This window comes from Lysinibacillus sp. CNPSo 3705 (assembly GCF_028674935.1).
GTDB lineage: Bacteria > Bacillota > Bacilli > Bacillales_A > Planococcaceae > Lysinibacillus.
Window position 1 is genome coordinate 1 of sequence record NZ_JAQZSD010000026.1, and the last position, 12,133, is coordinate 12,133.

Genomic DNA, 12,133 nt, shown 5'->3' on the forward strand with positions numbered 1-12,133 from the left:
AAATAAATTATCAATATCCTTAAATACAAAAAATAATGTGATGATCATACCTACAAAAACTAGGATATACAAAATGCTTGTAAAAATATTTTTCTTCAAATAATTACTACCTCGAAATCTTTATTATTACAATTATTTTCTCAAAGATAAACAATTTTGTTAACTGGAAAATAATGCGTGTAAATGGTGATTAGGAACTTATATTGGAGGTGAATAACAAACGAGTTGTGAAAGTATAGAGGTCGGTTTTTTGATGTTGGAGAATAGTAATTGAACATGAAGATTTTAAACATGAACTATTACTTTGCTTCAACTATGAAGCAGAACCTTTTTATATTTCTTTTACATAATAATAAGGCCACGATTATTTTTGATCGTGGCCTTATTATTGTACCGATAATTCACAACTAGTGAAGTTGTGTTAAAACGTAATCATAAATTTCGTCGGATGGTTTCTTAAGAGCTATAGAAAATTCAGAAAAGATAGTATCTTGTAAAGATTGCAATAATTTTTCTTCCTGGTTAGGGAATTTTTTTTCATTGGTCTTATATTCGAGCTTTTTTCGTAGCAATGTGTTTAACAGCTTTGCTTGTTTTTGGCGATTGCCAGATTTAATGATGTCTAAATGGAATCTCATTCGATGTGTATTTTGTTCAATCCATTCCACACCAGGTGATGTGAATGAATGTAAAATACGGAGGGCTTCTTCTTCTTTAATAACATCTCTAAGCTGTTTTTTGGAATTGTCAATAGGGGTACGAATGATTAATTGTGGATCATTTAATGGTTTTAAAACGTAATAAGATTTAGTAATGTCGTTAAAGGTTTGTTCACAAATATCTTCAATAGAACAAAGTCCATGTGATGAGTAAATAACTACATCGCCAATGTTGTACATGTATATCCCCTCCAACAAACTATATTGTCAACTAAGTTGACTAAATTAATTGTAAACAATTTAAAGGTTTTTGTCAACTTAGTTGACGATTTGCGCTGTTTTTTGTATATTAATAACGAAAAATAGGAAATGAAGGTGAACTAGTTGAAGGACGAATTGCAGAATCGAGATGTCATTGATTTGTTGAGCGAACGTCACGAACTACTTCGAAGACTTGCGGAAGAGAAGTGGAATGAGCAAAACGATATATATATTTCAAATTCAGAGTGGTATATTTTAGGGATTATTTATAAAAAACAACTTACGATTTCAGATGTAGCTAAAAATGTTAAATTTTCAAGACAAGCAACCCATAAAATAATAAAGAGTTTGGAAGTTAAAGGGTTGGTGACAGTTATGAGTGTCGAACATAGTAAAAAACATAAAGCTATTCGAATGACTGAATTTGGTGAAGATTGCTTTGAAAAAAATCAATTATGTAAAGCAGAAATAGAAAAACAACTGGTCAATACAATTGGAGAAGATCAGGTCAGTCGATTAAAAAATATCTTAAATCTTAATTGGGATATGAAGCAGTTGGAAGTATAAGTTTTCGTAGTTTAAATATGGAAAATGCTTGAACAACTTATTACATAAAAAGATAGGGTACTATCTTAGGATGTAGTTTACATTAAAAAAACCAAAAGCCACTTTCGCTAGCTCGAAAGTGGCTTTTTTAAGGGTGTTCAAAATAAGTGTTACTTTACCTTCTCACGTTCTATAAACGTTGCGCCATTGTCATTTGCTATAGTGTAAATGGCGCTTTTTTCATCTAAGCCAAATTGTCCATTTTCTTTAATGACAAACTTTTCGTTATTTTTAGTTTGGAAATAATAAGTGCCTGCTGCATCTGCTTCATACTCATATATTACTTCCTTAATATCTTGCCATTCATATGTAGTTTGATGATGAAATTCTTTGAAAACCATTTGTGTTTTTTGTATAGCGGTATAACTTAAAAGAGAAAAATAGCCTAAAACTAGACTGCTCACGATGACTATAATCGTAATTAAATAGGTGTATTTATTTCGTTTAAAACCAAGCATGATCAACGTTAAAATAATGAACGTAATTGCTAGGAAAAGCATAGTGAAGTTGCTTGTTGGAGTAATTAGCACGATATTATCTTTGCTAAAATAAAACGTTTGGGAAATGGTATGCGGCAACAAGAAAACGATGAAGGGCAATAGTAAGAGTAACACTATCGCTATAATAAAAAGTTTTGCCTTAGGTGATATTTCGTTTAACATAAAACGCCTCCCTCTAAATAGAGTAAATACTCCCTTTACTACAAAGTGTAACATATTTACAAAATTGGAACCAGTGTGTATATGAAGTAACCATAATTTTCTGATTTAATGCTTCTATATAGGGAGAATTGGTCGTTATAATAGTGCTATAGGGGTGAAGCTTATGAAAAAAGATAGAGGAAAAGTTTGGTTAGGTGTTGCAGGGGTAACAGTAAATGCGTTAGGTCAATGGCTAGTTGTTAAAAAGGCGTATAGTGGATTAAAGGGAAGATGGTCATTGCCAGCTGGTTTTGTCAATGCTGGTGAAACCGTAGATGAAGCGGTTGTTCGTGAATTAAAAGAAGAAACGGGTATCGATTGCTACGTATCAGGTTTAATTGGTTTTCGAACGGGAGTGATTCGTGGTGACATTAGTGATAATATGGCGATATTTTATTGTCGGATGAAGGATGAGCAGCAGCAGATTTGCATTCAGGAAAATGAATTATTAGCAGCGAAATGGATGTATCCATCGGAGCTCGTTCAGGATGAAATGACATCAGTCATGTTAAAAGAAATGGCGTCCAACCAATTTGAAAAGCACCAATTAGAGGGGATTGAAGGCATTAACCCAGGAGATGTGTTTGGCTATTCCTCTTATAAATTGTTCTTTAAAAAATAAAGTGACAGAGGATGGGACCTATGATGGAGCTTTTTTTATTTATGTTAGAGCGAGTAGGGCTAATCATTGTGTTTGCTTTTTTAATGTCAAGATGGCGGCTCTTTCGAGGAGTGTTATTTCAGGATCAAGGGGTTAAGGAAAAGGTTTGGCTTATTATTATTTTTAGTGCTTTAAGTATAGTTAGCAGTTATACAGGGATAAAGATCGAAGGTGGGTCTATCAATCCTTTAAATATGATACATAGCACTATAAATGCAGAGGAAGCTATTGCGAATACGAGGCTAATTGGCGTAGCGATTGCTGGTATTTTTGGTGGACCACTTGTTGGTGTTAGCGTGGGGATTATTGCAGGGATTCATCGTATTACCCTTGGCGGTTTTACAGCGGTTGCCTGTGGTGTTTCGACAATACTAGCAGGATTCATTACTGGTAGTTTAAGTAAGCAATTAAAAATACGTCAAACCTTTTCCTATAAAAAGGCTGTTATGATCGGAATATGTGCAGAGACCTTACAAATGCTTATTATTTTAATAGTGGCAAAACCATTTGAACAAGCTTTGCAATTAGTTTCTTTAATAGCGCTACCGATGATTTTTATGAATGCCTTTGGAATTTTGATATTTTTCATTATTATTAAAACTTTTATTGATGAGGAAGAGCACACAAAAGCATCACAAACACACCAAGCCTTCTCTATTGCACAACAAACGATTGAACATTTTCGTAAAGGGTTAAATGAAGAATCTTGCCGAACGGTTGCGGAAATTATTAAAAGAGAGATCGAAGTTGATGCAGTCGCGATTACGGATACAAGTGGAATTTTAGCGCATGCAGGAATAGGTGAGGACCATCATGTTATTCATCAAGAAATAATGACCACTTTAACGAAGCGTGTATTAGTAGAGGGACGTATTATAACAGCGATATCAGCAAAAGAAATAAATTGTCCACATGAAGATTGTCCTTTAAGTGCTGCGATTGTCGTACCATTAAAAGTACAGCATAAAACAGTAGGTACGTTAAAGTTATATTTTATCAACATTTCTTCATTAACAGGGGCGAAAAAGGAGCTTGCTGAGGGGCTTAGTCGATTATTTTCATCGCAGCTTGAATATGCTGAAGTTGAGCAGCAAAGGAAGCTGTTAAAGGATGCCGAAATTAAAGCGCTTCAAGCACAGGTTCATCCTCATTTCTTTTTTAATAGTCTCAATACGATTTCAAGTTTGATTCGAACGGATGCCGATGAAGCTAGAGCATTATTGATAAAGCTTAGTACATTTTTTAGGAGTAATTTGCAGGGCGCTCGTCAAATGCTAATTCCGTTAAAAAATGAAATTGACCATGTGGAGGCTTATTTGTCGATTGAACAAACGAGGTTTCCGAACCGCTATCATGTGCAATTTCACTTAGATGAATCACTTTTTGACGTGCAAATTCCGCCGTTTACCTTACAGCCGCTTGTTGAAAATGCCATTTATCATGCCTTTAAAAATCGTAAGGAAGGCAAAATTGACGTGAAAGTGCAACGAATTAATAATAAGCTATTGCTGTTGACAGAGGATAATGGCTGTGGGATGAGAGAAGAGCAAGTTAAACAGCTTGGCAAAACGATCATGCAATCCGAGCAAGGGACAGGGACAGCTTTATGGAATATATATCAGCGTATCCATGAAATTTATGGAACTGAGGCAGATTTTTACATTTCAAGTACGCTGGACGTTGGCACGAAAATTATGATTCAGCTGCCGTTAAAAGCCACAAGATGGGAGTAGAGAAATGTTAAATGTCTATATAGTAGATGATGAACCGTTAGCAAGGGCTGAATTGCGATATTTATTGGAACAAACAAAGTTAGTCCAGATTATTGGAGAATCGGAGGATTTGGAGGATATACTGCAGGATCCTCAGTATGAGCAGATTGATTGTGTGTTTTTAGATATTCAGCTAGGCGTAAATAATGGCCTTGAATTAGCAAAACAGCTGCAACAAAGCATATTTAAACCTGAAATTATTTTTGCTACTGCTTATGATGAGTATGCATTACAGGCATTCGAAGTGAACGCCTTTGATTATATTTTAAAACCATTTGAGCAAGAGCGTGTACAAAGTGCAGTTGAAAAGCTAGTAGCGAAAAGAAGAGCGACGCAGGATAAAACGCTGGAGAAGTTAAAGCATTTACAATTGGACAAGCTTGATAAATTAACAGTTTATGTGAATGATCGAATTTTGCTTATTAATATACAGGAAATTTTATATTGTACATCTGAAGATAGTAAGACGATTGTTGTCACTGAGAAAGGGAAATATTTTGCTTCAGAGTCGTTAGCCGTTTTGGAGAAGAAACTCACTTTAAAAGGTTTTGTGCGTGTCCATCGGGCATTTATCGTCAATTTAGACCATATTGTAGAGCTGGAGCCTTGGAGTAGCTCTAAATACAATTTGATTTTGCATAATAGACATTCGATACCTGTTAGCAGGCTTTATATGAAGGAAGTGCGCAAGATTTTCCAGCTATCAAAATAACTGCATTTCAACAGTAGAAAACACCCTTTCAACTTAAAATTCTGACATTTTGGTGAATTTTACGAATAATCTTTCAATTCGTTTGCTATGATGTGGAAAACGTAAAAAAGGAGTGATAACATGAATGCTATTACAATTGTAATAGGTTCCATTTGTGTACTGATGATTAGCTATCGTTTGTATGGCATATTTTTCACAAAGAAGGTACTTAAGATAAAAGATGATACGCCCACCCCAGCACACGCTATGGAGGATGGTAAAGACTATGTTCCGACGAATAAGTGGGTAACATTTGGTCATCATTTTGCAGCGATTGCAGCAGCTGGACCGTTAGTTGGACCTATTTTAGCTGCACAATTTGGCTATTTGCCGGGGCTCCTTTGGTTGTTAATTGGTGCAGTAATCGGTGGTGCAGTACATGATGCGGTAGTGTTATTCGCTTCTATGCGCCATGGAGGAAAGTCGTTATCAGAGGTAATGAAGAAGGAATTAGGATCTGTTGCAGGATTTTGTACAGGCCTTGCCATGCTTTTCATTATTACAATTACAATGGCCGGGCTATCGATGGTTGTCCTTGGTGCGTTGGAGCGAAATCCGTGGGGAACTTTTGCAGTAGGGATTACGATTCCAATAGCGATGCTTGTTGGTATTGCATATCGTAAAACAGGAAATTTAATAGTTACGTCAACAGTTGGCTTTATTTTGTTAATGATTGGTGTATTTGTTGGACCGATGATTCAAGGGACAGCCTTTGGTGATTTTTTAACGTTTGACCGTAATACCTTAGCTATTATTCTACCTATCTATGCATTCTTTGCGGCGGCATTACCTGTATGGCTCTTATTAGCCCCGCGTGATTATTTAAGTAGTTTCATGAAAATTGGCGTATTTATTGCGTTAATTATTGGGGTCTTTTTCGTGAACCCAATCATTCAATTTCCACCAATTACAGAGTTTATACATGGTGGTGGCCCAGTAATTGCTGGTCCAGTATGGCCATTCGTCTCCATTACAATTGCCTGTGGGGCTATTTCTGGCTTCCATGCGTTTGTAGGCTCTGGGACAACGCCAAAAATGATTGATCGCTGGGAAGATATTCGTATCGTTGGTTTCGGTGCTATGCTCGTAGAATCTTTAGTAGGTGTAATGGCTTTAATCGCAGCAACGGCTCTACATCCTGCAGATTATTTTGCGATAAATTCAGCTCCTGCCGTCTTTGCTACATTAGGAATGGAACCGGTACATTTACAGGCATTAGCTGAAAATATTGGGATGGACTTAGAAGGACGCACAGGTGGGGCTGTAACGCTAGCAGTTGGGATGACTGATATTTTCACGGGGATTCCTTGGTTTGCCGAAATGTCTTCTTATTTTTATCAATTCGTGATCATGTTTGAGGCGGTCTTTATTTTAACGGCTATTGATGCTGGGACACGTGTAGCGCGCTATTTAATTCAAGATTTTGGCGGCAATGTTTACAAGCCGTTGAAGCGTACGAATTGGCTTCCAGGAACAATCTTTGCAAGTGCACTTGCATGCTTTATGTGGGGCTATTTATTGTATTCAGGAGATATCAGTTCGATTTGGGTATTATTTGGCGTTTCGAATCAGTTGATGGCAACAATCGGTTTAGTATGTGGTGTAACAATAGTCTTAAAAGTTGCAGATAAGCGAATCTACGCCTTAACTTGCTTTATTCCATTGGCCTATTTATTTGTCACTGTAAACGTAGCTGGCCTTTGGATGATTAAAAATGTTTATTGGAATACAGCGGCTGCTGGATACAATATGTTAAATGGTGTATTGTCTGTTATTATGTTAATTTTAGGCCTAATAATTGTGATAGCCGCTTTTAAAAAATGGGCTGAGCTTTGGAAGTCACCAAAGTATTTAGTATCACAAACCGCTTCATAATGAAAAGAGAGAAACTATTGAAAATTAGTCGTATACTAGCTTTCAATAGTTTCTTTTATTTCTTAATGATGGTTCATCATCAAAAGTAGCGATGATTTGTTGAAATTCATATTATTTATAAGTTGATTGGAGTGGAGGCTGAACGCCCCGGGAAGCTTTGCTTTGCAACGAAAGCGAAGCGGCAGTCGGAACTGAAATCGGTCATAATTCCTAAATATGACGAACAAGCGAAATCAAGGATATGTTCATTGAAAGCGTTGTAGTAATCATGTAAACTAATGAGAGGAAAACGGAGGTTATACATACATGGATGGTCCAGTTTCATTAGTACAGTTAATTATTTCAATTTTGTTATTTTTCGTCATGTTCTTTGGTATTGGATTTTTATTGAATATGCTACTGCGAATGACTTGGTTAATGGCAATTGTGTATCCAATTGTTGTTATCTTTATTATCGATGATGTAAGCTTTTTAGATTATATTTTCAAGCCAGGTTCCGCATTTCCAGCACTTTTAGATAAGTTGCAAGCACTGCAGTTTGTAGATATTTCTATCTTATCTGGTGGCTTTGCCGGTTCAATTGTTGCGGGGATTGTCATGATTTATTTGCGTAAAAGTGGTTATCGAATGTTTTAACTTCTTTCAGCAGCTGTCTTTTGTACCGAAAGCGTAGTGACAGGTAAGATGTCCAAACTTTAGCTGAAATAGAGGAACTCAGTGTTAGAACGCCACATCCTGTCAACGACTGAGTGACCAACATCGTGCTATTGCTGACGCTCCGCTTTCGCACAAAAAACATTTGTTGCTGACGCTCCGCTTTCGCACAAAAAACATTTGTTGGCCTAAAGCCTCCGGCGGATGTCACGGAATCGGAAAGGCGTTAACAAAGGATGTTAGCATAAACGATCGCATCCATGCCCTGCATCACGCAGGCATTAGCACAAAGTCGATTCCAGACGCAATTATGCCTCGGCATAATTGCTCTTATCAGTATTCTTCTTTCTATGAAGAGAAGAATACTGATTTTTTTTATGTTCCCGATAAATCACAAAAGTGTTCCGATATAAAAAAACACAGCCTCAACATGAGGATGTGTCTGTTATCACAAAATAAACTGGTATGTGATGATGGCGATAAAAATGCCGGTTAATGCCCCGAAAAATACCTCACTCCGTTTGTGGCCTAGCAATGTTTTTAGCTCTTCCATTTTTTCTTGCCCATCCATTTGCGGCCATTTTTTTAAATCATGAAGTAAAGTTTGAAAGTCTTTACGTAGTTGATTTAATACAGCTGCATGCTGACCTGCCTGAAAGCGTACGCCACTCGCATCATACATGACGATAAATGAAAACATAGCGGCTACGGCAAAAATGGGGGAATCTAATCCTGTTTCATAGGCAATAGATGTTGTTAGTCCTGTTACGGAAGCGGAGTGGGAGCTAGGCATTCCTCCGGTGGAAGTAAATAATCCCCAGTTAATCTTTCTTGTCATAAAAAAATGAATAGGGATTTTTACAAACTGTGCAAAGAGAACTGCAAAAAGGGCAACGAGTAAAGGGGTATTTTGAAGTAAACTCATAATCATCACAACCTTCACTTATAATTACTTTTATTATAACATTCATTATTTTCTAAAAGCTAAATATAACGCGTTTTCTGAAACTTAGGTATAATAGAAATAGTGAATGGAGGAATTTAACATGCATATTGTAAAAGAAGCAAAAACATTTGAAACGATTTCTACTGAAGTGCTAGTAGTGGGAGTCACTAGACATCGTGAGCAAATGCAAGATTGGGCAAGCTTTTCATCCTTTTATGGAGAATCCCTTGATATGTGGATTAGTGCAGGGGATGTATCTACTGAGCTTAAAAAAATGACGAAATTGCCATTCTTAAAAGACCATGCAGCTCTTAAACGTATTTTATTCGTTGGTTTGGATGAGCGTAAAAATTTAACTGAAGGTGATATTCGTGCAGCATTTGGCTTGCTTGGCAAGGAACTAAGAGCTTTAAAGGTTAAAGAATATTCGATTTGGCTTGAGTCGTTTACGACAGAGTCGATTACTGTAACAGATGTTGCCTTTTTAGCTGGTGAGGGAACAGGTCTTGGATATTATTCAATTCCTCATTACAAAACAACATCAAATGAAGCAGAGAAACGTATAGACGCTGTTCACCTTGTAACTACTGCAAATGATTTAGATGAAGTGGTGGCAAGCTTTGAAGTTGGTGCTATTTATGCAAATGCAGTAAATGAAGCACGTAGTTTAATTAATTTACCACCAAACTTACTGACAGCGACAGACTTAGCTAATTACGCAGAGTCCCTTGCAGTCGAGTACAATTTTGAAGTTGAAATTTTAGATAAAGCACAATTAGAGGAGCTCGGTATGGGCGGTATTTTATGTGTTAATCAGGGCTCCCATGAAGAACCTCGTTTAATCACATTAAAATATAAAGCGACTGAAGATTTTGATGATCCAATTGGTCTTGTCGGCAAAGGGGTTACGTATGATACAGGTGGCTATTCCTTAAAGCCGAGAGATGCAATGGTAGGCATGAAGGGCGATATGGGCGGTGCGGCAGCAGTGCTAGGTGCCATGAAAATCATTGGTGAATTACGTCCTAATAAAAATGTCGTAGCAGTTATTGGTTCTACCGATAATATGGTATCTGGCACTGCATTTAAGCCGGATGATGTCATTACGACATATAGCGGTAAGACGGTAGAAGTTTTAAATACTGATGCGGAAGGACGTTTAGTATTAGCAGACGCTACTACATATGCTAAACAACAAGGAGCTACTTCTCTGATCGATGTTGCAACGTTAACAGGTGGAGTGATTACAGCACTTGGTATGGATAAAACAGGTGCCCTTTCTAATGACGATGACTTTTTTGCTGCTTTCATGGAAGCTGCACAAGAGACTGATGAATTTGTATGGCGCATGCCTTTAACAGAAAATGATAAAAAACGAATTCGTAAATCAGACGTCGCTGATTTAAATAACTCTCCTGGTCGTGATGGGCACATGATTTTTGGAGGAGGCTTCGTTGGTGAGTTTGTTGGTGATACACCATGGATTCACTTAGATATTGCGGGAACATCAGATGCGATTGCTGTACATGATCTAGGTCCAAAAGGTGGTACAGGCGTAATGGTACGTACACTAGCAAATTTTGTGCAACGTTTGGGAGAAGAAAAATAGGATAGGCAATAGACATGTGATAAATGCATCCTCCTACATAAGATAGAATAAAAAAAGGGAGGAAGCTTATGACATTCTTCGGAGGTTTTCCAGGAGGCTTTATGCCAGTAGGTGGGCCGTTTTTCCGACCGCCATTTTTCGGGCCGCCATTTTTCGGACCACCATTTTTCGGACCACCATTTTTCGGGCCACCGTTTTTCGGGCCACCGTTTTTCAGACCACCGTTTTTCAGACCAGGTCCATTTAGAGGTCCTCGTAGATTTTAATTCAAACAACATAGATCTCAAAAAAACCAGATGTCAGCAAGTGACACCTGGTTTTTTTCTTTAACTTCTTTTAGCAAGTGTTAAGTAGCGAAAGCGAAGTGACAGGTACAGGTACAGAAGTCTTTCACTTCTATAGGTGGTGAGTTGAATGCGGTTTTAAGTCACTTTTCAGCGGGTGTCAAAAACATCGGCTGACATATAGGAACTCTAAGAACGCTGCGTCCTGTGGTAACGACCGAGTGACCAACATCATGTTGTTGCTGTCGCTGTCGCACAGAAAACACTTGTTGCTGTCGCTTCGCTTTCGCACAGAAAGCATCTACAGGCCTAAGCACAAAGCCGATTTTGGACGCAATTATGCAGAGGCATAATTGATTAAGTAAAATTTAATAAAAATCATTTTTTAGGCACTAAATAATGTATTGACAGAATATACTATATTATTTATTATTCTTATTATATTACTAAGAATTAAATACGTAGCTGACTAGTAAACTAGAGGCTCTTATTATTCACAGGCATTGCTTTGCCTATGGATAATATGAGTCTCTTTTTCCTATCTTAAGCAAGAAAAAAGAGGGAGTGAAATCAAATGGGAAAAGTTTTTATAGTGGGTGCTGGTCCTGGCGATGTGGATCTTATCACGGTAAAAGGATTACGGTGTATCGAATGTGCTGATGTCATCCTGTATGACAGACTCATAAATAAGAATCTACTATCCTATGCTAAACGAGAGGCTAAGCTTATCTTTTGCGGTAAGCTGCCTCAACGGCACGCTATGATCCAAGAGCAAATTAATCAATCACTTGTTAGCTATGCACAGCAAGGATTGATTGTAACAAGATTAAAGGGAGGCGACCCATTCGTTTTTGGAAGGGGAGCTGAGGAAGCAGAGGTGCTTGCTCAGCATAATATTCCATTTGAAATTGTGCCTGGCATTACTTCTGGGATAGCAGCGCCTGCTTATGCTGGGATTCCTGTTACACATCGTGACTTAAGCTCAAGTTTTGCAGTGGTCACTGGGCATATGAGAGAGGGCAAGGATGATACTATTCAATGGGAAAGTCTAGCAAAAGGAATCGATACGATTGCTATATATATGGGGGTCGGTAACCTTCCCTATATCCGTCAACAGCTACTCAAGTATGGGCGTGATAAAGAAACACCGATAGCACTTATCCATTGGGGTACATTTTCACAACAAAAAACAGTTACAGGAACTTTAGCTAATATTGAAGACATTGTACAGCGTGAAAATATCCAAAATCCAAGCATAATTGTAGTAGGTAAAGTTGTTACTTTGAGGGAAACAATTCAATGGTTTGAGCAAAATATTCCGCAGCCACATTTAGCGGAAGCTACTGTGTAAGGA

12 protein-coding genes are annotated in these 12,133 nt (G+C 37.5%); 9 read left to right on the forward strand and 3 right to left on the reverse strand.

Features of this window, described 5'->3' with window-relative positions; translation table 11 throughout:
* Nucleotides 1-407: 407 nt before the first annotated feature.
* Nucleotides 408-899 carry a CarD family transcriptional regulator gene (locus tag PVA17_RS12660; protein ID WP_132361754.1) on the reverse strand — a complete coding sequence of 164 codons (492 nt, stop codon included), beginning with the start codon at nt 897-899 and terminating at the stop codon, nt 408-410.
* Between the two features lie 144 nt (nt 900-1,043).
* Here PVA17_RS12660 and PVA17_RS12665 point away from each other — a divergent pair, with 144 nt between their 5' ends.
* Nucleotides 1,044-1,487, forward strand: coding sequence for a MarR family winged helix-turn-helix transcriptional regulator (locus PVA17_RS12665; RefSeq protein ID WP_132361752.1), 444 nt, complete (start codon nt 1,044-1,046; stop codon nt 1,485-1,487).
* 149 nt (nt 1,488-1,636) lie between these two features.
* Here PVA17_RS12665 and PVA17_RS12670 read toward each other — a convergent pair whose 3' ends face one another.
* Nucleotides 1,637-2,188: a hypothetical protein gene (locus PVA17_RS12670; RefSeq protein WP_132361750.1), complete on the reverse strand. Its 552-nt coding sequence runs from the start codon at nt 2,186-2,188 to the stop codon at nt 1,637-1,639.
* A gap of 163 nt (nt 2,189-2,351) precedes the next feature.
* On the opposite strand from PVA17_RS12670, the gene PVA17_RS12675 reads away from it, so the two are divergent.
* From PVA17_RS12675 to PVA17_RS12695, 5 genes are all read left to right on the forward strand, one after another.
* A complete protein-coding gene (locus tag PVA17_RS12675) occupies nt 2,352-2,849 on the forward strand; it encodes an NUDIX hydrolase (RefSeq protein WP_132361748.1) in 498 nt (165 codons plus the stop codon).
* 23 nt (nt 2,850-2,872) lie between these two features.
* Nucleotides 2,873-4,621 (forward strand): sensor histidine kinase, encoded by a 1,749-nt coding sequence (locus PVA17_RS12680; RefSeq protein ID WP_274067902.1) that lies wholly within the window; start codon nt 2,873-2,875, stop codon nt 4,619-4,621.
* Between the two features lie 4 nt (nt 4,622-4,625).
* The gene (locus PVA17_RS12685; RefSeq protein ID WP_274067882.1) at nt 4,626-5,372 is read left to right on the forward strand and encodes a LytR/AlgR family response regulator transcription factor; all 747 of its coding nucleotides are present in this window, start codon (nt 4,626-4,628) and stop codon (nt 5,370-5,372) included.
* Nucleotides 5,373-5,492: 120 nt separating this feature from the next.
* Nucleotides 5,493-7,286: a carbon starvation CstA family protein gene (locus PVA17_RS12690; RefSeq protein WP_274067883.1), complete on the forward strand. Its 1,794-nt coding sequence runs from the start codon at nt 5,493-5,495 to the stop codon at nt 7,284-7,286.
* A 306-nt stretch (nt 7,287-7,592) separates the two neighbouring features.
* Nucleotides 7,593-7,922 carry a YuiB family protein gene (locus tag PVA17_RS12695; RefSeq protein ID WP_132361742.1) on the forward strand — a complete coding sequence of 110 codons (330 nt, stop codon included), beginning with the start codon at nt 7,593-7,595 and terminating at the stop codon, nt 7,920-7,922.
* Nucleotides 7,923-8,388: 466 nt separating this feature from the next.
* Here the strand turns inward: PVA17_RS12695 and PVA17_RS12700 are convergent, their stop codons facing one another.
* Nucleotides 8,389-8,871 (reverse strand): divergent PAP2 family protein, encoded by a 483-nt coding sequence (locus PVA17_RS12700; RefSeq protein WP_132361740.1) that lies wholly within the window; start codon nt 8,869-8,871, stop codon nt 8,389-8,391.
* A gap of 115 nt (nt 8,872-8,986) precedes the next feature.
* Between PVA17_RS12700 and PVA17_RS12705 the strand changes: the two genes are divergently transcribed.
* The 3 genes from PVA17_RS12705 to cobA all read left to right on the forward strand — a co-directional run bounded on the left by PVA17_RS12705 (nt 8,987) and on the right by cobA (nt 12,130).
* Nucleotides 8,987-10,495, forward strand: a complete 1,509-nt coding sequence (locus PVA17_RS12705; RefSeq protein ID WP_274067884.1) for a leucyl aminopeptidase — start codon at nt 8,987-8,989, stop codon at nt 10,493-10,495.
* Between the two features lie 68 nt (nt 10,496-10,563).
* Nucleotides 10,564-10,761: a hypothetical protein gene (locus tag PVA17_RS12710; RefSeq protein ID WP_248716995.1), complete on the forward strand. Its 198-nt coding sequence runs from the start codon at nt 10,564-10,566 to the stop codon at nt 10,759-10,761.
* A gap of 592 nt (nt 10,762-11,353) precedes the next feature.
* Entirely contained in the window at nt 11,354-12,130 is a 777-nt protein-coding gene (cobA, locus tag PVA17_RS12715) for a uroporphyrinogen-III C-methyltransferase (RefSeq protein WP_132361736.1), read from the forward strand.
* Nucleotides 12,131-12,133: the final 3 nt, after the last annotated feature.